This window comes from Flavobacterium tyrosinilyticum (assembly GCF_023656565.1).
In the GTDB taxonomy this organism is placed as follows: Bacteria; Bacteroidota; Bacteroidia; order Flavobacteriales; family Flavobacteriaceae; genus Flavobacterium; species Flavobacterium tyrosinilyticum.
The window spans coordinates 766,554-790,787 of record NZ_JAMOKG010000001.1 but is presented as its reverse complement, the minus strand read 5'-3'; the positions used below and the strand labels follow the sequence as shown (position 1 = coordinate 790,787).

The 24,234-nt window shown below is 33.9% G+C and carries 26 protein-coding genes; 13 read left to right on the top strand and 13 right to left on the bottom strand.

The genetic code is table 11. The features are described from left to right. The 7 genes from NCC77_RS03465 to NCC77_RS03435 all read left to right on the top strand — a co-directional run bounded on the left by NCC77_RS03465 (position 1) and on the right by NCC77_RS03435 (position 5,760). Positions 1-1,389 carry a dipeptidase gene (locus tag NCC77_RS03465; protein ID WP_095929770.1) on the top strand — a complete coding sequence of 463 codons (1,389 nt, stop codon included), beginning with the start codon at positions 1-3 and terminating at the stop codon, positions 1,387-1,389. Between the two features lie 313 nt (positions 1,390-1,702). After that, positions 1,703-2,131 carry a hypothetical protein gene (locus NCC77_RS03460; protein ID WP_250834365.1) on the top strand — a complete coding sequence of 143 codons (429 nt, stop codon included), beginning with the start codon at positions 1,703-1,705 and terminating at the stop codon, positions 2,129-2,131. Positions 2,132-2,150: 19 nt separating this feature from the next. Then, on the top strand, positions 2,151-3,113 hold the full coding sequence (locus NCC77_RS03455) for a DUF6624 domain-containing protein (RefSeq protein ID WP_250834364.1): 963 nt from the start codon (positions 2,151-2,153) through the stop codon (positions 3,111-3,113). Next, on the top strand, positions 3,110-3,484 hold the full coding sequence (locus NCC77_RS03450; RefSeq protein WP_198854767.1) for a BlaI/MecI/CopY family transcriptional regulator: 375 nt from the start codon (positions 3,110-3,112) through the stop codon (positions 3,482-3,484). The genes NCC77_RS03455 and NCC77_RS03450 overlap by 4 nt, the downstream gene beginning before the upstream one ends. Then, positions 3,481-4,701, top strand: coding sequence for a M56 family metallopeptidase (locus NCC77_RS03445; protein WP_250834363.1), 1,221 nt, complete (start codon positions 3,481-3,483; stop codon positions 4,699-4,701). Before NCC77_RS03450 ends, NCC77_RS03445 begins: the two co-directional genes overlap by 4 nt. A 55-nt stretch (positions 4,702-4,756) precedes the next feature. Next, positions 4,757-5,203 carry an energy transducer TonB gene (locus NCC77_RS03440; RefSeq protein ID WP_250834362.1) on the top strand — a complete coding sequence of 149 codons (447 nt, stop codon included), beginning with the start codon at positions 4,757-4,759 and terminating at the stop codon, positions 5,201-5,203. 137 nt (positions 5,204-5,340) lie between these two features. Next, positions 5,341-5,760, top strand: coding sequence for an energy transducer TonB (locus NCC77_RS03435; protein WP_250834361.1), 420 nt, complete (start codon positions 5,341-5,343; stop codon positions 5,758-5,760). An 87-nt stretch (positions 5,761-5,847) separates the two neighbouring features. Here the strand turns inward: NCC77_RS03435 and NCC77_RS03430 are convergent, their stop codons facing one another. After that, positions 5,848-7,212, bottom strand: a complete 1,365-nt coding sequence (locus tag NCC77_RS03430) for a saccharopine dehydrogenase family protein (protein WP_250834360.1) — start codon at positions 7,210-7,212, stop codon at positions 5,848-5,850. 187 nt (positions 7,213-7,399) lie between these two features. On the opposite strand from NCC77_RS03430, the gene NCC77_RS03425 reads away from it, so the two are divergent. Continuing rightward, entirely contained in the window at positions 7,400-7,786 is a 387-nt protein-coding gene (locus tag NCC77_RS03425) for a DUF423 domain-containing protein (RefSeq protein WP_250834359.1), read from the top strand. Between the two features lie 301 nt (positions 7,787-8,087). Beyond that, a complete protein-coding gene (gene pckA, locus NCC77_RS03420) occupies positions 8,088-9,692 on the top strand; it encodes a phosphoenolpyruvate carboxykinase (ATP) (RefSeq protein WP_250834358.1) in 1,605 nt (534 codons plus the stop codon). Positions 9,693-9,937: 245 nt separating this feature from the next. Here the strand turns inward: pckA and NCC77_RS03415 are convergent, their stop codons facing one another. Next, positions 9,938-10,996, bottom strand: a complete 1,059-nt coding sequence (locus tag NCC77_RS03415) for a phytase (RefSeq protein ID WP_250834357.1) — start codon at positions 10,994-10,996, stop codon at positions 9,938-9,940. 74 nt (positions 10,997-11,070) lie between these two features. Next, entirely contained in the window at positions 11,071-13,881 is a 2,811-nt protein-coding gene (locus tag NCC77_RS03410; RefSeq protein WP_250834356.1) for a TonB-dependent receptor, read from the bottom strand. Positions 13,882-14,117: 236 nt separating this feature from the next. Between NCC77_RS03410 and NCC77_RS03405 the strand changes: the two genes are divergently transcribed. After that, positions 14,118-15,218 (top strand): DUF4407 domain-containing protein, encoded by a 1,101-nt coding sequence (locus tag NCC77_RS03405; protein WP_250834355.1) that lies wholly within the window; start codon positions 14,118-14,120, stop codon positions 15,216-15,218. Between the two features lie 118 nt (positions 15,219-15,336). On the opposite strand, the gene NCC77_RS03400 is transcribed toward NCC77_RS03405, so the two are convergent. The 8 genes from NCC77_RS03400 to ruvC all read right to left on the bottom strand — a co-directional run bounded on the left by NCC77_RS03400 (position 15,337) and on the right by ruvC (position 20,507). Then, positions 15,337-16,041: a PH domain-containing protein gene (locus NCC77_RS03400; RefSeq protein WP_250834354.1), complete on the bottom strand. Its 705-nt coding sequence runs from the start codon at positions 16,039-16,041 to the stop codon at positions 15,337-15,339. A 71-nt stretch (positions 16,042-16,112) separates the two neighbouring features. After that, positions 16,113-16,484 carry an MmcQ/YjbR family DNA-binding protein gene (locus NCC77_RS03395; protein ID WP_250834353.1) on the bottom strand — a complete coding sequence of 124 codons (372 nt, stop codon included), beginning with the start codon at positions 16,482-16,484 and terminating at the stop codon, positions 16,113-16,115. 6 nt (positions 16,485-16,490) lie between these two features. Beyond that, positions 16,491-16,841 carry a DUF4260 domain-containing protein gene (locus NCC77_RS03390; protein ID WP_250834352.1) on the bottom strand — a complete coding sequence of 117 codons (351 nt, stop codon included), beginning with the start codon at positions 16,839-16,841 and terminating at the stop codon, positions 16,491-16,493. Further along, positions 16,838-17,239 carry a GNAT family N-acetyltransferase gene (locus tag NCC77_RS03385; RefSeq protein WP_250834351.1) on the bottom strand — a complete coding sequence of 134 codons (402 nt, stop codon included), beginning with the start codon at positions 17,237-17,239 and terminating at the stop codon, positions 16,838-16,840. Before NCC77_RS03385 ends, NCC77_RS03390 begins: the two co-directional genes overlap by 4 nt. A gap of 158 nt (positions 17,240-17,397) precedes the next feature. Beyond that, on the bottom strand, positions 17,398-18,183 hold the full coding sequence (locus NCC77_RS03380; RefSeq protein WP_250834350.1) for a cyclase family protein: 786 nt from the start codon (positions 18,181-18,183) through the stop codon (positions 17,398-17,400). A gap of 51 nt (positions 18,184-18,234) precedes the next feature. Next, the gene (locus NCC77_RS03375; RefSeq protein WP_250834349.1) at positions 18,235-18,612 is read right to left on the bottom strand and encodes a GxxExxY protein; all 378 of its coding nucleotides are present in this window, start codon (positions 18,610-18,612) and stop codon (positions 18,235-18,237) included. A gap of 117 nt (positions 18,613-18,729) precedes the next feature. Continuing rightward, positions 18,730-19,857 carry a radical SAM family heme chaperone HemW gene (gene hemW / locus NCC77_RS03370; protein WP_250834348.1) on the bottom strand — a complete coding sequence of 376 codons (1,128 nt, stop codon included), beginning with the start codon at positions 19,855-19,857 and terminating at the stop codon, positions 18,730-18,732. 95 nt (positions 19,858-19,952) lie between these two features. Then, on the bottom strand, positions 19,953-20,507 hold the full coding sequence (gene ruvC / locus NCC77_RS03365) for a crossover junction endodeoxyribonuclease RuvC (RefSeq protein ID WP_095928179.1): 555 nt from the start codon (positions 20,505-20,507) through the stop codon (positions 19,953-19,955). A 169-nt stretch (positions 20,508-20,676) separates the two neighbouring features. Between ruvC and NCC77_RS03360 the strand changes: the two genes are divergently transcribed. Together NCC77_RS03360 and NCC77_RS03355 are read left to right on the top strand one after the other, a co-directional pair. Continuing rightward, a complete protein-coding gene (locus tag NCC77_RS03360) occupies positions 20,677-21,621 on the top strand; it encodes a flippase-like domain-containing protein (RefSeq protein WP_250834347.1) in 945 nt (314 codons plus the stop codon). Beyond that, entirely contained in the window at positions 21,618-22,721 is a 1,104-nt protein-coding gene (locus tag NCC77_RS03355; protein WP_250834346.1) for a glycosyltransferase family 2 protein, read from the top strand. The genes NCC77_RS03360 and NCC77_RS03355 overlap by 4 nt, the downstream gene beginning before the upstream one ends. Here the strand turns inward: NCC77_RS03355 and NCC77_RS03350 are convergent, their stop codons facing one another. Both NCC77_RS03350 and NCC77_RS03345 read right to left on the bottom strand, forming a co-directional pair. Beyond that, positions 22,722-23,207: a hypothetical protein gene (locus NCC77_RS03350; RefSeq protein WP_250834345.1), complete on the bottom strand. Its 486-nt coding sequence runs from the start codon at positions 23,205-23,207 to the stop codon at positions 22,722-22,724. A gap of 34 nt (positions 23,208-23,241) precedes the next feature. Continuing rightward, positions 23,242-23,625 carry a hypothetical protein gene (locus NCC77_RS03345; RefSeq protein ID WP_250834344.1) on the bottom strand — a complete coding sequence of 128 codons (384 nt, stop codon included), beginning with the start codon at positions 23,623-23,625 and terminating at the stop codon, positions 23,242-23,244. A 44-nt stretch (positions 23,626-23,669) separates the two neighbouring features. Here NCC77_RS03345 and NCC77_RS03340 point away from each other — a divergent pair, with 44 nt between their 5' ends. Next, on the top strand, positions 23,670-24,170 hold the full coding sequence (locus tag NCC77_RS03340; protein ID WP_250834343.1) for a DUF456 domain-containing protein: 501 nt from the start codon (positions 23,670-23,672) through the stop codon (positions 24,168-24,170). The last annotated feature ends 64 nt before the right edge of the window (positions 24,171-24,234 follow it).

Here is a 24,234-nt window from a genome sequence, read left to right as displayed (position 1 = left end):
ATGGAAAATATTAAGTCCTACGTTCAACAACATAAAGATCGGTTTATCAACGAATTGATCGAATTATTAAAGATTCCGTCGGTTTCTGCCGACACTGCATATTCTCAAGATGTTATTGACACAGCAGAGGCTGTAAAAGAAAGTTTATCAAAAGCAGGGTGCGATTATGTCGAAACTTGCGACACTCCAGGTTACCCAATTATCTACGGAGAGAAAATTATAGATCCAAATCTTCCAACGGTTTTAGTTTACGGACACTACGACGTACAACCGCCAGATCCATTAGAATTATGGACTTCACCACCTTTTGAACCGGTTATTAAAACTACAGATATTCACCCAGAAGGAGCTATCTTCGCGCGCGGAGCATGTGACGACAAAGGTCAGATGTACATGCACGTAAAAGCACTTGAGTTAATGGTGCAAAGCAATACGTTGCCTTGTAACGTAAAATTCATGATCGAAGGAGAGGAAGAAGTAGGTTCTGCAAGTTTGGCTTGGTTCGTAGAACGCAATCAGGAAAAACTGAAAAACGACGTTATCTTGATTTCAGATACAGGAATGATCTCCAACCAACAGCCGTCTATCACAACAGGTTTAAGAGGTTTGAGTTATGTTGAGGTAGAAGTTACAGGTCCAAACCGCGATTTGCATTCAGGTTTATACGGTGGAGCAGTGGCGAATCCAATTAATATTCTGGCAAAAATGATTGCTTCGCTTCACGACGAAAACAATCATATTACAATTCCAGGTTTCTACGATAAAGTAGAAGAATTATCTGCAGAAGAAAGAGCCGAAATGGCAAAAGCGCCTTTCAGCCTAGAAAAATATAAAAATGCTTTAAACATTGCCGATGTTTACGGCGAAAAAGGGTATGTAACCAACGAGCGCAACTCAATTCGTCCGACATTAGACGTAAACGGAATCTGGGGCGGTTATACTGGCGAAGGTGCTAAAACGGTTATTGCGAGCAAAGCTTTTGCTAAAATCTCGATGCGTTTGGTTCCAAACCAAGAATGGGAAGAAATTACAGAACTTTTTACCAAACATTTTACAAGCATTGCGCCAGCTGGAGTTACGGTAAAAGTTACGCCTCACCACGGTGGTCAAGGTTATGTTACGCCAATTGACAGCATTGGATATCAGGCAGCAAACAAAGCGTATACAGAAACGTTTGGAGTTCCTGCAATTCCGGTTCGTTCTGGAGGAAGTATTCCGATTGTGGCTTTGTTTGAAAAAGAATTAAAAAGTAAAACGATCTTAATGGGATTTGGTTTGGACAGCGATGCTATTCACTCGCCAAATGAGCATTTCGGGATCTTTAATTACTTGAAAGGTATTGAGACTATTCCGTTGTTTTACAAGTATTTTGTGGAATTAAGTAAATAAGTTTTTTTGCCGCGAAGGCGCTAAGGCACTAAGTTTTTTTTGCTCGCAAAGTCGCAAAGTCGCAAATATTTTTTGATACTTTGTCAAAGTTTTAAACTTTGACAAAGTTGAATTTAGATATAGAATCCGTTCAGAAATGAGCGGATTTTTTTTGTTTATCCTAACAGGTTTTTAAAACCTGTTAGGTGTGAATTGAGTCAACATTAGAAAAATAGGAATAAGGATTTTTTAGAATAAAAAAATAAGAAAAAACTTGGTCGTTTAAAAATTAACTCTACATTTGTAGAAACGAATCTATAATTGTAGAGCAATCATGAAATTGAAAAACATCTTATTATTATTTCTTTTCGGATTAATGCTTTTGGGTTGTAAAAGCCAGCCGATTAATCAGAAGATTGACAGGAAAAAGGAAGGTGTTTGGATTGATACATATTCACAAGACGGAACAGATTATAAATCGTATGAATATTATAAAAATGATCTTCCGGTAAAAAAGTGGAAATCGTACATTAATGGGAAAATTTACAAAACGGAGAAGTATAAAAACGGAATCTGTATCGTGAAAAGTTATTACGAAAACGGAAAACTGGAATCGAAAGGGAAAACAAAATTAGAAACGAATTCGGTAGAAACGCATTGGTTTTATTTTGGAGAATGGAAGTTTTATTCGGACAAAGGAAAATTAAAAAATATCAAGAATTACGATAAAGGAGAATTGATTTCGGAACAAAATATTAAATAAACCAACTAACCTCTAAACCATGAAAAAAATAATTACACTCTCTTTATTAGTGATGAACTGTATTTTTCTGCAAGCTCAAACGTATAAAGAATGGGTTCGAAAAGCAGATTCTTGCTATACGGCAAAAAACTATGAATTGTCTGTTTCGTATTATGAAAAAGCGTTTAAAATAGAGCAGAAAGACGATCGAGACTTATACAACGCAGGCTGTTCTGCTTCTATGGCAAAAAAGAACAAAAAAGCATTTAAATGGTTAAATCTTTCTATCGATAACGGATACGAGAATATTGCCCATCTTAAAATTGATAACGATTTAAAGCCTTTGCACTCAGAAAAACAATGGAATAAAACAATTGATAAACTGCAGAAGAAATTAGATATAATTGGAGCAAATTATGATAAAGTGCTGGAAAAAGAGCTTGCAGAAATTTATACCGAAGATCAGGAAATTCGCGGAGAATTTATGAATGTTTATAGAGTCTCAAAACCTGACAAAAAGAAAATTGACAGCATTGGTAAAATCATGGAAAGAAAAGACAGTATTAACCTCATTAAGGTGATGAAAATACTGGACGAAAGAGGATGGCTAGGGAAAAATGTTGTAGGTTCTCAGGGAAATCAGACTTTGTTTCTGGTAATTCAGCATGCCGATTTAAAATACCAACAAAAATATCTGCCGATGATGAGAGAGGCGGTTAAAAATGGAAATGCCAATCCGGGAAATCTGGCGTATTTGGAAGATAGAGTTGCTTTGAGAGAAGGAAAAAAACAAATTTATGGCAGTCAGAGTTCAAAGAATAAAAAGACTGGTAAAATTTGTATTGCGCCAATGATAGATCCAGATAATGTCGATAAAAGGCGCGCAGAAGTCGGACTTGGAACTATGGCCGACTATGCAACAAAATTGAATATTGAATGGAATTTGGAAGAATATAAAAAGGAATTGGCTGAAACAGAAAAACTTGAAAATACAAAACCATGATACAATTATCAAACGCAGAAGAACAATTAATGGAACATTTATGGAAGCTTGAAAAAGCTTTTATGAAAGATTTGCTCGAAGCGTATCCGGAACCAAAACCGGCAACAACAACCGTGGCGACGCTTTTAAAACGAATGATTGATAAGAAATTTGTGGCGTATAACGAATTTGGAAATTCTCGAGAATATTATCCGTTGGTAAAAAAGACAGACTATTTTGCAAAACACGTAAAAGGACTAATTAGCAATTTCTTTAATAATTCGGCTTCGCAGTTTGCTTCGTTTTTTACGACCGAAACAAATTTGTCGGCTTCAGAACTGGAAGATCTTAAAAAAATAATCGATTCAGAAATTCAAAAAAAGAAAAAATGATAACATATCTTTTAAAATCGGGTTTACTGCTTGCTGTTTTTTATGCAGTATATAAGTTGTTGTTAGAAAACGAAAGAATGTTTCGGTTCAATCGTGCCTATCTTCTCGGAAGTTTGATTTTTAGTTTTATTATTCCGTTGCAACTATTTACATTCAAACCTTTATTTGAGAGCGGATTAAACGCAATTCAATTGGAAGGAATAGAGATTAGAACTAGTCGTGCGCCTATAAATGAAAATTACCTATTAGAATACGTATTCGCCATTTTGAAACGTGTTTATGTAATCGTTGCAATAGTGATGGGGTTTCGTTTAATTTTAAATGTGCTTTCGTTTTTCAAAAAAATAAACCGAAAAGAAACCCGCTCTGTCGATGGTGTAAAAGTAATTTTGACTGATGAAGCTGTTTTGCCTCATTCTTTTTGGAATGCCATTTTTGTAAATAAAACAGAATTTGAGAAGGGAAAAATTCCATCAGAATTACTAATACATGAAAAAGCGCATTTAGAGCAAAGACATACATTGGATATTCTTTTTGTCTCAATCTTGCAAACGGTATTTTGGTTTAATCCGTTTCTATCTCTTTTTAGAAAAGCAATTAAACTCAATCATGAATTTTTGGCCGATGAAGCCGTAAATAAACAATTTGGTGAAGTTAGAAGTTATCAGAACTTATTGCTGGAATTTGCTTCAAACCAACAAACTGTTGCTTTGGCAAGTACTATCAATTATTTAATAACCAAAAAACGTTTGCTTATGATGACTAAGAAGAAATCGCCACTTGCTATGATTTTAAAAGTGAGTTCTGTAGCTGTCGTTTCTGTTGTATTATTAATTGCTTTTAATTCGCAAGCTGTTGCACAGACCAGTTTTAGCGGAAAAAACGCCAATGATAATAGAATTAGTGAAAAGACAAATGTAAAACAGCCACAATTTCCTGGCGGAATAGAGAAGTTCTACATGTTTGTTGGACAGCATTTTAAAGTTCCAGCAGAAGTTTCAAAAAATAGTGTGAACACCAAAATTTCCATGCAGTTTATGGTTGAAAAAGACGGAAGCCTGTCTGAAATTACAATTTTAAAAGATTCTGGATATGGTCTTGCAGAAGAGGCGACTCGAGTTTTAAAACTTTCTCCAAAATGGATTCCAGGAAGCGAACACGGAAAACCTGTTAGAGTCCTTTATACTTTACCAATTACTATTCAAAATAATAATTAGCAAAAAATTTAAAAGAAATAAGAATTAGTGTAGATTTGTAAAAAATATGCTACAAATGAAACCGTTTTCTAATTTAATATTTAAAGGTGCTTTTTCCTTTTTTCTACTGCTTTCATGTAATTCAAAAAGTTGGGCACAAGAAGTAGAACTAATAGATCTTTCTGCTAAATCTGATAATACTGTAAGTGTAGAAACTCAGGCAGAATTTCCTAATGGTTTAACCGATTTTTACATCTTTTATGGTCGAAATTATAATATGCCTGAGATTGCTTATGAAAAAAAAGTAGATGGAAAGTATTATATACATTTCACAATTGAAAAAGACGGATCTTTATCTAATATAAAAATTGTTAAAGATTTAGGATATGGTTTGGGTGCCGAAGCTATTCGTGTTATGAAACTTTGTCCAAAATGGATTCCAGCAACTAAGGATGGCGAACCAGTAAGTTCTAAATTTATTTTACCGATGGTTGTTCAATTAGCGAGACCTTTAGGACATTAAATCAAAACAAAAAAATCCGTTCTTTTTGAACGGATTTTTTTGTTCTTGTGCTAAAATTAGAACAACTTTAATTAAAGTAAAAATCTATATTTGTACGTGTAAGACAGGATATTTAAGCGATTAAACAATTTAAAAATATGAAGAGAATACTTACTCAGAGTTTTGTATTAGTAATATTGATTTTCATGAGTACTAAAAGTATGGCTCAGGAAAATACTTCGAAAGATGAAGATAGACCTTTGGAAATGAAGGTTGATAGCATTGAGAAAAAGCCTGATTTTCCGGGTGGAATAAACAAGTTTTACAGGTTTGTGGGCAAAAACTTTAAAGTTCCAGAAAAAGCACTGAAATATGGAGGAAAGGTAAAACTGCAGTTTATTATTGAGAAAGACGGTACGTTATCTGATATTAAAGCAGTAGAAGATATAGGATATGGAACGGGTGAAGAAGCTGTTAGGGTTATAAAACTTTCTCCTAAATGGATTCCAGGCTCAAACAATGGTTTGCCAGTACGAGTATTGTATAAATTGCCAATAACGCTTACACCAGCTATGTAAAAGAAAAAAATCCGCTTCTGATGGGAGAAGCGGATAAAATTAAAAACTAATTAAAAAAAATTCTAAAAATAAACATGCAGATCCAGACTAAAATAGGTCCGGATTGTATCCAAAATAAGGCACATTTTGCTCGTTAAAAATGACCCCATATTCTTCTAACTCTTTCAAAATCGGCTCATAAACTTCTTTTTTTATAGGAAGCTGAACGCCTGGAGTTGTAATTTTTCCGTTTAAGATTAATAAAGTAGCAATTGCAACCGGAAGTCCGACTGTTTTTGCCATTGCCGTATAAGTCTGGTCTTCGCCGATACAAACCATTTTTGAATCGATTTGTTTCTTTTCTCCATTTAGTTCATAGCCAAATTTATGATACATCACAATCATATCTTTGTCCTCTGGTTCAAGAGCCCAGCTGTCAGTCAGAATTTTTTCTAAAATTTGAGCCGGAGTAGCATTTGGCAGATTTACCTTTTTATCTGGGTTAAATAAATCCAGTTCTAAAAGTTTATCCCACATAATATCGTCTTGATCGATTTTTAGAATCAATCGAGTTTTAATTTCTACAGAATCGGTTGGATGATACGGAAGGAAAGAATTGATGAACTGACGATAACTCATATTTTCTGACCCCTCTAAAATATAGCTATCATCAGTCATCCCGAGCTGTACAAACATATTCCAAGCGCGAGAATATCCCACTCTTCGAATAGTTCCTCTATATAATGTCAGAATATCATCCAAGCCATAAACCGAACGGTATTTAAGAGAATCCCGATTCGAATAGGCTTCAAATTTTCCATAGCCTTCTACTTCTAGAAATTCAGTTCTTCTAAACAAAGCACTGTACGGAATATATTTATAAGTTCCTTCCTGAATAAACTTTGCAGCTCCGCCTTGTCCTGCTAAGACCACGTTTCTTGGTGCCCAAGTAAATTTGTAATTCCATAAATTATTGTCAGATTCAGGAGCTACAAGTCCGCCACAGAAAGATTCAAACAAAAGCATTTTACCGCCTTTCGATCTTATTTCGTCAATAACTTTCATGGCGCTCATGTGGTCGATTCCTGGATCGAGACCAATTTCGTTCATGAAAATCAGATTGCTTTTGATGGCTTCCTCGTTTAAAGCTTGCATGCCATCACTTATATAAGAAGCTGTAACAAGATGTTTTTTAAATTCTAAACAATCTTTTGCAATTTCGATATGCAAGTGTGCAGGAAGCATAGAAATTACTATTGACGCATTTACAATAGCTTTTTTTCTTTCGTCGGAATTAAAAATATCTAAGGCAAGCGGTGTGGCATTCGGATGATTCTGAGTCTTTGCTTTTGCGAGATTCAATGAAAGATCGGCTACGGTTAAATGCAGCTTTTCTTCATTAGATTTTGATAATAAATATCGAATCAAAGACGATGCAGATCTTCCTGCTCCAATTATTAAAACGTTTCTCATGTCTCAAATATTTAACACAAATATATTTAAATGTTATAAATATAACAATTCAAATTAAATAAAATTCAATTTATTTTTTGAAATCGGATAAAAAATAACCTGATTTTGTTCTAAATAATCCAGAAACTAAAGCGGTTTTTCGGTTCGTTTGAAGTATTTTTGTTTGAAATTTCAAAAGAGATATATTATGAAAAGAAGAATCGTTTTAACTGGAGCTTTTATCGGTATGTTAGCTATTATTTTGGGTGCTTTTGGCGCTCACTTATTGAAAAAATATCTTTCAGTTGATCAATTAAATACTTTTGAAGTTGGTGTTCGTTACCAAATGTATCACGCCTTATTTCTTCTCTTTTTATCTACTCAAAAAGATATAGCCGAAAAGACCTTAAAAACGATCTATAATTTTGTAGTAGCAGGTGTTGTTCTTTTCAGTGGTTCAATTTATGTATTGGCTACAAAAGACTACACTTTGTTTGAATCTAAAATTATCGTATTCGCAACTCCTGTGGGTGGTTTTCTATTAATTATTGGTTGGGCGCTATTATTCTTTACGATATTGAAGAGAAAATCATAAAATCCCGAAAAAAAAATTCTGTCTAAGAATTAATCTTTAATTTTGTCACATAAATAACATATAACTTTATTTATGTGACTTTTTTGTATTTTCTGTTGTCAAACAAAAATAATATAACAAATTCGCGTATAAGGTTGTAAATAAACAAATTAGAGGCGGTTATTTTTTTCTTTTTATAATTTTTAAATTAAAATTTCTCTTTTTTCATATAAATTAAAGTGAAATTTAAGTATTTTAAAGGAAATAAAAATAAATCTGTAATTTTGCTTAAAACAAAAAATCACACACAACTTAAAAACTTATGGACACTAATACAGTTTTCGCGCAATCGATTTCGTTAAAAGAGTTAGGAATTGAAAATGCAAAAGTTCGTTATCAACTATCTGCAGATGAATTACATGCGATTACTTTGCAGTCAGGACAAGGTGTTGAGAATTCTACAGGAGCGTTAGCAATTAATACAGGTGAATTTACAGGTCGTTCTCCACAAGATCGTTTTATCGTAAAAGATGATATCACTAAAGATCAAGTTTGGTGGGGAAATGTAAATATCCCTTTTGAGCCCCAAGCTTTTGAAAAGCTTTATAATAAGGTAACAGCATTTTTATCAGACAAAGAAGTTTTTGTTCGCGATTCTTATGTATGTTCAGATCCAAATTATAGATTAAATGTTCGTGTTGTAACAGAAACTGCTTGGTCAAACTTGTTTTGCTACAATATGTTCTTACGTCCAGAAGATTCAGAACTGGCTAATTTTACTCCAGAATGGACTGTAGTTTGTGCTCCAAGTTTTATGGCAGATCCTGCTGTAGATGGAACACGTCAGTCTAATTTTGCTATTTTAGATTTTACTAAAAAAATTGCTTTAATTGGAGGAACAGGTTACACAGGAGAAATGAAAAAAGGAATTTTCTCTGCATTGAACTTTATTCTTCCGGTTTTCAAAAATACACTTCCAATGCACTGCAGCGCCAATGTTGGTGAAGCAGGAGATACAGCAATCTTCTTTGGATTGTCTGGTACTGGAAAAACAACTTTATCTGCAGACCCAGAACGTAAATTAATTGGAGATGACGAGCACGGCTGGACAAACGAAAACACTGTTTTCAATTTTGAAGGCGGATGTTATGCAAAAGTGATTAATTTAACAGAAGAAAACGAACCAGACATTTTTAGAGCAATCAAAAAAGGAGCGCTTTTAGAAAATGTGGTTTTCAAAGAAGGAACAAACGAAGTAGATTTTGACGATGTTTCTATTACTCAAAATACTCGTGTAAGCTACCCAATTACACATATCGATAATGTACAGCCAGGTTTGGTTGGACATAATCCTAAAAATATATTTTTCTTAACGGCCGATTCTTTTGGAATTTTGCCTCCAATCTCAAGATTAAATCCAGGTCAGGCGGCTTACCACTTTATTTCTGGATATACAGCAAAAGTTGCTGGTACAGAAGCTGGTGTAACAGAGCCTCAGCCTAATTTCTCTGCTTGTTTTGGAGCACCATTTATGCCTTTACACCCAACGCGTTATGCAGAGATGTTGAGCAAGAAAATGAAAGATGCGGGAGTAAAAGTTTGGTTGATCAACACAGGTTGGACAGGCGGACCTTATGGAGTAGGAAGCCGTATGAAACTGAAATATACTCGTGCAATGATTACTGCTGCTTTAAAAGGAGAATTAGACAACGTAGAGTATGTAGATCACAAAGTGTTTGGAATTGCAAAACCACAATCTTGCCCGAATGTTCCAGAAGAAATTCTAAATCCTAGAAATACTTGGGAAGACAAAGATTTATACGATAAAAAAGCGTTAGAATTGGCTCAGAAATTCAAAGCTAATTTTGCCAAATTTGAAGAGTTTGCAAATGCTGAAATCTTAGCAGGAGCACCGATTACAGAATAAAAGGAATTATTTAATTCAAAATAAAAAAGCTGTTCAGAAATGAACAGCTTTTTTTGTTTTTTGTGTTTGTCTGATACTGCTTGTTTGTCTCCCTGAGCGGAGTCGAAGGGTGTTTCAATTGGAAACTGGGCTTCGACTTTGCTCAGACTGACAAGAAGTACTTTTTAAAGACATTGAAACGCAGTTTTCAGTACAGTTTAAAGGAAAGTACCGAAAAACTGCAATTTCAAATCAACACTGAATCTTTATTTCTTAGCTTCGTCGATGCGTTTTTGAATCAAATCCCAAGCATAATAATGGAAAGTCATTCCGTTGCTCATCGCTACAAAAAGTCCGTTTTTATATTTTGGGCCTAAGTTTACGCTCGTAACATCTGCACCGTCACATTCAATTGTAGAAGTCGGAACTTCTGCCAATAAAGAATGATTGTTTGGATTGCCGTTTGCGCCTTCTCTTGGATAAACCATAAAAGAATTGGCCTGCTGATTGGATACTAAAATATATCCTGTAGAATCTGTTTTTTTGTAAATCGCAATTCCTTCGTGGTCTGCTTTGAAATCTTTCTGGCCAAAGAAAGCCAATTCTTTATTATCGTTTAAAGCTGGATCTGCTTTGTATTTTCTAATTCCAGCCTGCTCATCGCAATAGTAAACAAATCCTAACTCGTTGTCTACAGCAATAGCTTCAATTTCTTTTTTACCGCTGTATGTTCCGAATTTGCGAACCACTTTTGCTGCAGCAAATTTTCCGTTTCCAGAAAGTTCATATTGCCATAAATAACTTCCAGAAGGACCTGTTTTTCTTCCTACAATAGCAAAGATTTTCCCATCAGTTGGGCGTGTGAACAAAGCAACTCCCATTGGGTCGCGTTGCGCTTCTCCTTCAAAAACAGGAATTCCACCGTTATCAATTGGTTCTAAATCAGGTAAGCTGAAAATTCTGATTTTGTTTTCTTCACGTTCTGTTGTAACCGCAACGTCTACTTTTTTTCCGTCAATAATCAATCCGTAAGCGATATCAACGTTGTTTGGACGTTTTAACGGAATTGATTTTTTAAGGATTTTTCCACTCAAATCAAAAGCATACAAACCTCCGTCTGTGTCTTTATCTGTTCCAACAATAATACTTTTTGAAGGATCTGTTGGGTTTATCCAAATAGAAGGATCGTCTGTATCGTGAGGTAAAGCTTCTGTAACGGCTGTTGGTTTTACAGCATTTGGCTGAACTGGAGCTAATTTATCGTCTTTACAAGCTGTAAATGAAACAGCTAAAAGTAAAAGAGCAACTAAAGATTTATTTTTCATTATGTTATATATTTTAATGCAATTAGACAGAGCGCTAAACTCTGTCTAATTTAAGAATTTTAAAAAAGTGCAGATTACAAGTCTAATTTCAATCCGAAATTGTAACGAGGCTGGTAATATTCAGCTTGTTTTGTATGAGCCGCAACTCCTTGGTAGTAACGTAACGGTTGGTTTGTTAAGTTATTAGCTTCAGCAAAAAAGCGCAATTTTGGAGTAATTTTATAAGAAGCATTTGCATCTAAGAAAAACTGCTTGTCATAGTAGCTGTCTTTGTAAGACTCAGAACCTAATTCATCTAAATAATCAGAAGTAAAGTTGGTTGAGATTCTTGCAGAGAAACGTTTGTTTTCCCAAGATAAAGATCCGTTAAACATGTGTGGAGTTGTACCTGGAAGACTAATATCATTTCTTTCGTTTCCGTCCTCATCGGCAATACCTTTTGCTTTAGATTGCGTGTAAGTATAATTCAAATAGATTGCAAAGCCTTTTAGGAATTTACCTGGCAAGAAATCCAATTGGCGTTGGAATGCAACTTCAAACCCGTAAACATCTACATTTTCTCCATTTCTTGATTGTAAGAAAGACCAGTTTTCTCCTGCTGGAACTGGATTTGCTTGATTAGGAAAATCTGCAGCAAATTTCGCATCTGTATATTGATTGTCGCTATAATTGTAAATGAAATCATTTAATCTTTTGTAGAAAACACCTCCGGAAATTAAACCAACAGATTTGAAATAGTTCTCAGCCATGAAATCATAATTGTATGAATAGGTAGCTTTAAGATCTGGATTTCCAGCTGTAATTTCTTTATCGGCAGCGATATTGTTTACATAAGGAGCCAATGCATAATAGTTTGGTCTAGCCAATGCAGTTGTAGCAGCAGCTCTCAAAACTAAATCTTTTGTTGCGTTGTATTGGAATGAAATACTTGGCAATAAATTAGTATAAGAGTTGGTATTGTTGATTTTGCTTTCTAATTCTTCCTCGTCTAATACACGGTTTCCTGTATAATCGATATGAGTATTCTCCACACGGAAACCTAAAACCATAGAAAGTTTATCGTTAAAATCCTGATCCCATCTTACATAAGCAGCAGTAATTCTTTCTTTAGCATTGTAATTTACAGCTAAATATTCTGCTGGATCTGTTTCTTTTTCAAATAAAGAAGCATTGTTCAAATCTAAACCTCCTAAATAGTTAGCAGAAGCGAAAGTTCCCGGTACATATTTGCTTCCTGGATTAAACCCGTTTCCATCATAATAAGATGTAGGAACTTGCGATAATAATTCCATATCGTCATTAAGTGGCGTATAAGAATAGAACATATTGTTTCTTTCTTTTTCCTTTAAACGAAGTCTTAGACCCGTTCTCAATCTTCCTTTTTCTCCTGCAATAACAGAGAAAGGGAAACGAATGTTTACTTTAGCACCAAATTCGCTTTCGCTTGTTTCGTCTGTATTTTCAGTAACAGAGTCAAATTTAAATTCGTCAACAGATTCACCAACAGTAGTGATTAGAGGAAATCTGATATCTGATAAATCTTCAAACATTTCTAGACCTTTTTGACGGTATTCGATATAACGCTCACCTGGACGGTATTCTCTAGCTTTTGCATAGTTAGCAGACCAATCTAAATCTAATGTAGAATTGATTAAATGTTCTCCACGAATAGAATAGTTTTGAACTCTTTGATCTTCTAATCTTCTGTTTTTGTTTCTATTATTGTCTAAACCACCTTTTGTCTGACGTTTTACACGGCCTTCAAAACCAACAATTTCTTCACCATTATAAAGTGGCTCAATATCATCGTAAGTAGTTCTAAAACGGTTTTCTCTATCATCTCTCCAGTTGTAGATTGCATTGGCAAAGATGGTATTGTTGTCATTGAATTTATAATCTAAAGCAACAGACGCACTACGACGAATACGTTGTACATCATACTTTCTAATTTCAGAAGCTTGTAAATAGTCATTTCCAAACTCATCTTTTACCCATTCGTTTTCGACGTTATCAGAACCGTAATCTACATTGTTATAAGATCCGCTGAAAACAACTCCTAATTTATCATTAGCAAAACGGTTACCATAAACAAAACCAGCAGTATAAGAAGCGTGATCACGAATTGGTAAATAACCTCCTGCAAGAGTTGCAGAAATTCTTTCTCCGTTTGGAGTTGCTCTTGTAATTAAGTTTACAGAACCTCCAATTGCATCTGCATCCATGTCTGATGTTAGTGTTTTGTTTACTTCGATTGTAGAAATCATATCAGATGGAATTAAGTCCATTTGTACGTTTCTGTTATCTCCTTCAGCAGATGGAATACGGTCACCATTTAAAGTTACAGAGTTCAAAGATGGAGCTAAACCTCTAATAATAATGTTACGAGCTTCACCTTGATCATTCTGCATTGTGATACCTGGAACACGTTTTAAAGCGTCTCCAACGTTAGCATCAGGAAAACGACCCATTTGATCTGAAGAGATTACGTTTCCGATGTTTTTGTTATTTTTTTGTTGATTCAGCGCTTTTGCCTGACCTTTTAAGATATCTCCAACAATAACTTCTTTCAGTTCATTCTCAGAAGCTTTAAGAGAAAAATCAATTACGTTGTTTTTTCCTTGCTCCACTTTTATTTCTTGAGTTAAAGAAGTATATCCAATATATTTTACTTCAACTTGGTAAGTTCCTTCATTAATATTTAATAATTCAAAACGACCGTTGTAGTCAGAAACGGTGTATTTTTTTTCGCCTACAATTTGAACCATTGCTCCAGGAAGAGGCAGTTTGTCATCGGCATCTAATATCTTTCCAGATATAATAGCTTTCTGAGCAAAACCTGTAAAGGCGAATAAAAAGAATGCTGTTAATAGATAAAATTTTTTCATTGTGTGTGTTTAGTTTAATTTCGGTTGCGAAACTAAGACCCGTGTATTACTAAAGCCTTGAAAAAAAATTAACATAGTGTTATGATTAGTCAGTTATTGCTTATGATTATTAATGTTTAACTAACATTGTGCTTTCAAACCTTTGATTCACAACTAAAAAGAAATTGATATTTTGACTGTATTTGAAAATTTGGCGTTAAATTTGCCATATCAATCACAATCAAAAATCATCAATCATGTTAAAACAATTTTTTATCCTATGTTCAGGAGCCGACCGTGATCTCTTGAAAGACTGCTCAGAAGGCGAACAAACCAAGTATGTTGGTATTGGCGCCACCGTGTTCTTTACGGCAGTTATGGCTTTTCTAGCCAGTGCTTATGCGCTTTTTACTGTTTTCGATTCTATTTACCCAGCTTTAATTTTCGGTTTTGTTTGGAGTTTGCTAATCTTCAATTTAGACCGATTTATCGTTTCTACGATTAAAAAAAGAGATCGTTTCTTAGACGAATTCCTTCAGGCAACTCCGCGTATTGCTTTGGCTATTATTATTGCAATTGTAATTTCGAAGCCTTTGGAGATTAAGATTTTCGAAAAAGAAATCAATACCGTTTTATTGAAAGAGAAAAACGAAATGGAATTGGCCAACAAAAAGCAAATTGGAACGTATTTCAAAACGGATTTAGATAAAAATAAAGCTGAAATTGCTGCGCTTAAAGCAGATATTGTAAAGAAAGAGAAAGAAGTAAACGATTTGTATTCAGTTTATATTACTGAAGCCGAAGGAACAACCGGAACTAAAAAATTAGGAAAAGGTCCAGTTTATAAAGAGAAACGCGAAAAACACGATGCGGCTTTAAAAGAATTCGAAGCGCTTAAAAAGGCAAACGAAGCTAAAATTGCCGAAAAAGAAAAAGCAGGCGTACAGCTTCAGGCCGATTTAGATAAAAAAGTTTCGCAGACACAGCCAATCATTGAAGGTTTCGACGGATTAATGGCGCGCATCAATGCATTGAACAAACTGCCTTGGCTTCCGTCATTTTTTATCATGTTGTTGTTTCTTGCTATTGAAACCTCTCCGATTATCGCTAAATTATTAGCGCCAAAAGGGGAATTCGATTTCAAGCAAGAAGAAGCCGAAACCGCAATGAAAGCAACTTTGACACAAAATAAATACCAACGTGAATTATTGGTTAAAACAAGTGCAGAAATGCATGATAAAGTGTACGCTGATATTGCAGAAGATAAAGGTTTATTCGATCTGCAGCGAAAAAATGCAAAAGAGTTACTAGAACTGCAATCTCATAAATTTGTAGAAAAGCAGAAGGCGACTTTATAAGTACAAAGTGCAAAGTTATAAAAGCAAAGCCCGAAATAGGAATCTCTATTTCGGGCTTTTTATTTTAGACAAAGTCAATAATCTTTGTACTTTGTACTCAGAACTTTGTACTTTAAAATTACATATAACTTAAAATCTCTTTTTTGTAAGCATCGTATTCTCCTTGCATGATCAAACCATTATCAAGAAGTTTTTTGTAATTCTGTAATTTATCAAAAAGTTCTTCTTTAGACAAATCACTTAACCTACGTTCTCCAGCAGGTTGAGTTGGTTGCGTCGGAAGCGGTTCAAAAGTTTCTGTCACAGCTGGAGCTGCAGGTAAAATTTCTGCAAAGCTTGTTACTTCTTCTGTTTCTACCTCTTCGATTTCGTCTTCAACTTCTGCTTCTGCCACAATTTCTTGAACTGGAGCTGCTGTCTGAACAGGATTTTTTAATAAATCTAATTGCTCTTTAGCATAGGTATACATTTTTCTAGCCTGAATTTTCGGAATATAATCTATAGAAATAATCAGGTCTGTATTAGTGCTAAATGAAAATTCAGAACCTAAAATATTTTCTTTTACAAATGAGCTTGTAATATCATCCCAAGTATAATCTGTAAAATTCATTGAAAGGCCTAAGTTTTTAGGCGTGCAAATAATAATACGTTTATTGGTTAAGATTATACTATCAGGAAAAACAGTAATTGCAGGCTTTTTTTGCACGGCGATATAACCAACTTCTTCACCTTTCATTAATAAATCAGTAAGTTTCGAAGTTATTTTTTCAATCGCTTTTGGATCTTGTTCTTCGTTTAGAAATTTTTTAAATTGTTCTTTCATTGTTTATTAGTTGCTAAGTTTCAAAGCGGCTAAGCTGCTAAATTTTTTTTCTTACGATGCAAATGTAATGCCTAATTTTCTAATTCGATAATTTCATTTTGAATTTTCTTCGTCAAACTTTTGAAAACCAATTCATACGAATGGTCTATGAGTTCCTTCACGAATTTATCAGGTAAATTTCCGTTCAAAGCCACGGTATTCCAGTGTACTTTGCTCATATGAAATCCAGGCTGTATTTCGTCATACTCTGCTCGAAGTTCTTGTGCGCGTTCTGGATCGCATTTTAAATTTGCCGACTGTTCATTTTTTTCCCATTGAGAAAGTGAAGACAAAGCAAACATTTTTCCGCCCACCTTAAAGACCAAAGTATCTTCATCAAACGGAAAATGTTCGCTGGCTCCTTTTTTTGAAAGACAATATTCGTAAAACGTTTCTAAATTCATAACTGTTTATTTACCAATTTCACCTAAATGCGTGTATTTAAAGCCTTTTTCATATTTAAGACCATAACCAAAAATACGATCCATTGCCGAATGTGAAAATAAAATAATTCCCGCTAATTGCACCATTTCAATACTTAAATAAAATCCGATAGCATAAATTAAAAGTGCAATTCCTTTGTGATGAAAGATGTTGTAAAGAAATGCTCCAGTTTTGTTTCCAAAAACATAACCCATCATTGATAAATCGGGAGCTAAAATTAAAGTAAGAAACCACCACCATTCATAATTTAAGCGGTTAAACAAAAAGATTCCGAGAAGGAATAAAGCAACTTCCTCAAGCTTTAAAACTGTTTTCATTTGACTATTTTTTCCATCATCTTTTCAGGATGATTTAGTTTTGTAAATCCGAATTTCTCGTATAAAAAGTGAGCATCAGTTGTTGCCAATCGCCAGATTTTAACTTCTTGCAGTTGAGGTTCTTTCATCATCGCTTCAATTAAAATGGAAGAATAACCTTTTCCGCGATGTTCTTCATCAATAAAAACATCCATTAAATAAGCAAAAACGACATAATCGGTTATCACGCGTGCAAAGCCAATTTGTTTGTCCTCTAAATAAATTCCAAAACAAACCGAAGCATCAATCGTTCTTTGCACTTCGTCAATCGTTCGTCCTGCAGCCCAATAAATGTCTTTTAAAAAGTTCTGTATAAATGGGACATCGAGTTTGGTTTTGTCAGTTGAAACACTAATCATATTGTCTAATTTTTTTGTCACTAATTACACTAATTTTCACGAATTATTTTTTGCCACAGATTAAAGGATTAAAAATGATTAAATCTGTGTGAATCTTTTTAATCTGTGGCAAATAAAAAAAGAAATTCGCGAAAATTAGTGCAACTAGTGGCGGCCTTTTAAATTTTATATAAAATTGGTTTGCTTGGACTTGCATCATTTTCAAACGAAGCGATTTGAAGATTTAGTATATAATTTCCGTCTTCAATTTCGTCTGCAACATAAATCATTTCTGTAATTGTCGCATTGAACCGTGCATCTTGATTTAAATTATTTGTGTCTTTTACATTCCAAAATGCTTTATGTGCTAATAATTTTCCTTCGTCATGTTCTTTGTCCACACTTGGGAGATCGATCAATAAATGCTGAATTTCACTTTCGCGGATGAAAATTGCAGCATCTTCAGACAAATACGGAGGATTGGTATTGGAATATTTTCGAGACTTTTTTTCCAGCTGATTTGGAAGAGTCCGAATTATTAAAGCCTCATTTGTCACGCTGAGCGAAGTCGAAGCGCTATCCAGTGATGTCACATTGAGCGAAGTCGAAATGTTTTCTTTCGTAATCACCAAATCATCTCCAATCTTTTCAGGTTCAACCGTAATCAGTTTAGCAAAAAAGAAGAATTGTTTTAGAGATTGGTTAATACTGTAAAAATCATTGGTAATATGCCCCAAGCATTCCGTATGCGTTCCATGCCCATGCGGATTGAAGAAAATATTATTGAAATTCGTAGATGATTTTCCTTCAGAAACTTTTCCAATCCAATCGCCAAAAACTACTGGTTCAATGACTGGTTTTTCGATGTACCACGCAATCGGATTTTCATCTGTATTGGTTAATGGAATAGAAATATCAATGGGTTTTGATAAGTCGATTTCGAAGTTGTTGATTTTTGCTATCATAATTTAACCGCAAGGTTCGCTAAGGTTTACGCAAAGGGCGCTAGGATTTTATTAAAGATTGTTTGCTATTCTTTTAACTCCATGTTTTAGTAATGCAACATTAAAATTTATTAATAAGCCTAGTTTGCAATTTGTTAATTTTAAGTAAGTCAATAGTTGGGCAAAATGAACTTCATTTAAGCAATCTACAGACTTTATTTCCAAAATTAGTTTATTTTCTACTAAAATATCTAATCGATAACCAACATCTAATTTTACTTCTTCGTAAATTAATGGTAGAGGCTTTTGTTTTTCAACTACCAAGTTAAATTTTTTCAACTCATAAAATAGACATTCTTCATAAGCACTTTCTAAAAGTCCAGGTCCTAAAGTTTGATGAACCTTCAAAGCTGAATGAAACACAATTCGAGATAAATCATTCTCTGACATAAAATAAATATTTAAAGCTCCAAATATAATACTTGCGCCTTTAAAACATATATTTATTCCTACAAAAAAAACAAATAGCGTTCTTTGCGTAAACCTTAGCGAACCTTGCGGTTAAACTTAACTTTCAACATAAAATAAATCTGAAGCAATTCCATCCGTTAAAAATTTTCCTTTAAGAGTTGGTTTTAAAATGTTGTTTTCGATCGAAAGCAAATCGTCATTTAAGAACTTTTGAGCTTGTTCCAGTAAATAATTCAAATACTCTGTTCCGAATTCCTTTTCAATTCTTTCTAAAGAAACGCCCCAAATGGTTCGTAAACCCGTCATGATATATTCATTGTAACGATCAGAAACAGTTAAGATTTCGGTTTCAATTGGAAGTTCGTTGTTTTGAATTGCTTTTAGATACAACGAATTATTAGCAATATTCCAGCCTCTTTTTTCGCCGTCATAACTATGTGCCGAAGGTCCGATTCCGATGTATTTTTTGCCCAGCCAGTAAGCCGAATTGTTTTTAGAGAAATAATTCTCTTTTCCAAAATTGGATAATTCGTAATGAATAAAACCATTCTGTTGAAGCATTTCAACCAAAATCATAAAATGGTTGGAAGCCACTTCATCTTGTGGTTCAGCAACTTTTCCGGTTTGAATTAATTTGCTTAAAGCCGTTTTGGGTTCAACAGTCAAAGCATAACTCGATATATGCGGAATGCCGAAATCTAAAGCCGTTTGGATATTCTGTCTCCACATTTCGTCACTCATTCCTGGAATTCCGTAAATTAAATCCAATGAAATATTATCGAAATACTTTGTCGCTTCTTCTAAACATTTTTTGGCTTCCGCCGAATTATGGGCACGATTCATCATCTTTAAATCTTCTTCATAAAAAGACTGAATTCCGATGCTTAATCTATTTATTGGGCTTTTAGATAATTCCAGAATTCGTTCAGCAGACAAATCATCCGGATTAGCTTCAAGTGTAATTTCAGGGTTTTCTACAACTTTATAATTTTTATAAACTTCAGAAATTAAAAAGTTTATTTCGTCATTTGATAAAACCGAAGGAGTTCCTCCGCCAAAATAAATGGTTTCAATTTCACTATCACTTTCGGTTTTGCGCATAGCAATTTCTTTGGCTAATGCTAAAACCATCTCGTCTTTCTTTTTCATCGAAGTAGAAAAATGAAAGTCGCAATAATGGCAAGCTTGCTTGCAAAAAGGTATGTGAATGTAAATTCCTGACATTTTTTATTAGATAATTAGAGAATATGTCAATTAGATAATTTATTCGTTGTCTACAGAATTATCTAATTATCAAATTGGCAAATTGACACATTGACTCATTTCTTAACTCGATCTTCATTCTGTTTCACAAAAGCATCCCAGCCTGAATAGCTTTTTCCAGCCACGACTTTTCCCGAATTAAAGAAATGACAAACCGCAGCAGCCAAACCGTCTGTGGAATCAAGATTTTTGGGTAATTCTTTTAAGCCTAAAAGCTGTTGCAGCATTTTGGCAACTTGTTCTTTACTGGCATTTCCGTTTCCGGTAATCGCCATTTTTATCTTTTTAGGTTCGTATTCAGTAATCGGAATGCCTCTTGAAAGTCCTGCTGCCATTGCAACCCCTTGCGCTCGTCCGAGCTTTAACATCGACTGTACGTTTTTGCCAAAGAAAGGTGCTTCAATAGCAATTTCGTCAGGACAATGAGTTTCGATAAGTTCAATGGTTCTTTCAAAAATGATTCTTAGTTTTTGGTAATGATTGTCGTATTTGGAAAGTTGCAATTCGTTCAACTGCAGAAATTCCATTTTTTTATTGATTACTTTAATCAATCCAAAACCCATAATTGTGGTTCCGGGGTCAATACCTAATATGATGCGTTCTTGTGTCAAGAGAGTTTTTGTTTCAAGTTTTTTTGTTTCAAGTTTCAAGTTTTTGAAAAATGAAACAATTCATTTTCTCATTTTCAAGTTGCCACAGAGATTCACAAAGTTTTTATTTTCTCCGTGTATCTTTGTGATTTCTTCGCGAATCTTTGTGAAATAGCTTTACTTTTGCGGCATGATTTCAATTCCTCACAAAGCTAAGCAATTCCTAGTTCTTCTAGCCAAACTTTTAATTGTTGGCGGCGCATTTTATTTTATTTATAATCAGTTGGCTAACAACGATAAATTAGATTGGCAGAAGTTTATTGCTTTGTTCCAAAAAAATCAGTCGGTTTTAGGTATTTCGTTTATCTTGCTTTTGAGCGTTTTGAACCGTTATTTCGAAATTTTGAAATGGCAGAATCTAGCGCAGGTTATTCATAAAATATCGGTTTATGAAGCGACAAAACAGGTTTTGGCTGCTTTGACGGCAGGAATTTTTACACCAAATGGAGTAGGAGAGTACGCAGGAAAAGCGTTGTATTACCCAAAATCTGAAGCCAAAAGAGTGGTTTTCTTAAACTTAATCTGTAACGGAATCCAAATGATTTTAACGATCATTTTTGGTATTTTCGGATTACTCTATTTCAATGCGCAATTTAATGTAATTACAACCAAAACAGTCTTGATTCTTTTCGGCGGATTTGTTCTGATTTTGATTTTTTTATTCTCCATTAAAAAGATAAAAGTCAAAGGATATTCGATAGAAAAACTGATTCATAAAATCAATGAAATTCCGAAATCGGTTCATCAGAAAAATATCTTTTTAGGAATCTGCCGTTACTTGGTTTTCTCGCACCAATATTACTTTTTGTTTTTAGGTTTTGATGTCGATTTGCCTTATTTAACTTTGATGGCAGCGATAACATCAGTTTACTTTTTAGCTTCTTCATTGCCAACTTTTCAGTTTTTAGACTTTGCAGTAAAAGGAAGTGTTGCGATTTATTTCTTCGGAATACTGGGCGTAAACGAATGGATCGTTGTTTTTATAAGCACTTTAATGTGGTTTTTAAACGTAGTTCTTCCCGTAGTTTTAGGAAGCTTTTTTGTGCTGAATTTTAAAACGAAAACTCCAGAATGATTTTCGGATTATTCACCATATTAGCAGTTTATGTAATTAGCATTTTATTGCTGATTTATGGTTTTTTCAAGGTGGAACAATATCAGAAAAGTGATTTAAAGCCAAATACAAGTTTTACGATAATTGTTCCTTTTCGGAATGAAAAAGAAAATCTGCCCCTACTTTTGGAAAGTTTTTCAAAGCTAAATTATCCAACAGATTTATTTGAAGTAATTTTAGTTGATGATAGCTCTAACGAGAAATTCCAATTTTTAAATTCCAAATTCCAAATTTCGATAATTGACAATATCAGAATTTCCAATTCTCCTAAAAAAGATGCCATTACAACAGCAATGCAGCACGTAAAAACCGACTGGGTTATTACAACCGATGCCGATTGTATTGTTCCCAAAAATTGGCTGTTGACTTTTGATAATTATATTCAGCAGAACAAAGTTTCCATGCTTGCTGGAGCTGTAACGTATCAATGTGAAAACTCTTTTTTAGATCATTTTCAGCAATTGGATTTAACGAGTCTGCAAGGCGCTACAATTGGAAGTTTTGGTTTGAGTAAAGGTTTTATGTGCAACGGAGCTAATTTTGCTTACACAAAAGCATTCTTTGAAAGTTTAAATGGTTTTGAAGGGAATGATAAAATTGCCAGCGGAGATGATGTTTTTTTACTGCAAAAAGCGATTCAAAAGTTTCCTGAAAAAGTGTATTATTTAAAAGCAGAAGAAGCGATTGTAACAACAAAACCAACCGAAAACTGGAAATCTTTATTTTATCAAAGAGTACGTTGGGCGGCTAAAACAAGTTCGTATAATAGCACTTTCGGAAAGTTTCTTGGATTGATTGTTTTCTTCGGAAATCTGAGTTTTGTAATTGGATTTTTCTCTCTTCTTTTAGGGATTTGCTCGTACCCAATTTTTGTAATTTTTGCTTTTTCTAAAATTTCAATTGACTTTATTTTGCTTTCAATCACTAATCGATTTTTGGCAAAAACGAGAATTAAAAGTCTTTTGTTAAGTAGTTTATGGTATCCATTTTTTAGTTCGACTGTTGCTTTTTACAGCTTATTTGGGTCTTATAAATGGAAAGGACGCCAATTTAGAAAATAACTACTTTTCTTCTTTTGCTTTTATAATTACAGGCAAAATAAACTGTGTTTTTACTGGAATACCGCGTTTTATGGCTGGATTTACTTTGGGAAAATCGACTAGACGCGCGTGCAGAATGCTGTCAATCCTTATAGTATCGTAAACTACAGAATCTTTAGGAAACTGAGGTTCAAACTTCATAGTTGAGTTAGGAAAAACAGTTACTTTGACTTCAATGGTGTCCAATTCTGGATATAGAATAGATAAAGTATCAACGTTAAGTTTTTCTTGAATAAGATTCGACATCACTTCAAAAAAACATTGCTGGCGAAGCTTTTTATCACCAATTTTATCGCAATCAGGCAAAGAAGGATATTCATCAACTTCTTTCCAGTTAATAGATTTCAACTCTTTTTGAAGTAATTCTTTTTCAGACGGAACCTGCTTCTCAAAATATTGACAAGAATTAAAAAGGATGCAAATAAGAAAAGGGAAAAACTGCCTCAAAGTTTTAAAATTGGATGATATAACAAAAATACGATTATTTTTTTTGAGAAGCTTTGTATTCTAAATAATCTTCATAGTTTTCCGACAGCCAATTTTCTTTATTTTTTTCTGCAACTTCCTTTTGATCAGGATATAATTTGATGAGTCTATCTGAAAAAGCTGCTATTTGAACCATATAGGTATAAAATTCAATTTTACTCAGAAGGATATTGGGATCATTTTTTTTACTAAAAAAATCGAAAAATAGCTTATCAAAGTCTCTCATAGAAAAATTTATTACTTTTTTCTTATTGGAGGAGTAAAGACTGTCTTGTATTACTTTGTCATTTGTAGAAAGTTTCTTAGATTGAGCTATTGTTTTTTCGCTGATGGAAAATACAAAGAATAGAAAAAAAACTATTTTTACAAGAGTTCTCATACTAGTAAAATGTTTAAATAATAAGTACAAACTTACAAAATATTATGGATTTACTTTTAGTGCTGCTAGGATTTATATGTGTAATCGTGGGCGTTTTTGGAAGCTTTCTTCCTGTTCTACCTGGATTATCAAGCTCTTGGGTTGGGATATTATTACTTTACCTGACTAAAGCAGTCGAAAATAATTACTGGGTTTTAGGGATTACTTTTGTTCTAATGGTCATCATCACTGTATTAGATTATATTATTCCGTCAAAAGGCACTAAAAAGTTTGGAGGAAGCTCTTATGGAGTTTGGGGAACCAACATTGGTTTAATTGTCGGAATCTTTGCTCCAATTCCTTTTGGAATTATTATTGGACCATTTTTAGGCGCTTTAATAGGCGAATTAATGTATGATTCTCAAAATCATAAGCGAGCTATAAAAGCAGCCACTGGATCGCTATTGGGATTCATCGCTTCGAGTTTCGTTAATTTTCTTTTTGCAGTGGTTTATTTGGGCATATTTTTAAATATTGTGTGGGAATATCGAAACATTTTATTTTAATTCTATAACAATTTTAGCTTTTTGGCGTTGCTTGCAAAAATAAACATCAAACTTTTCTTAACTT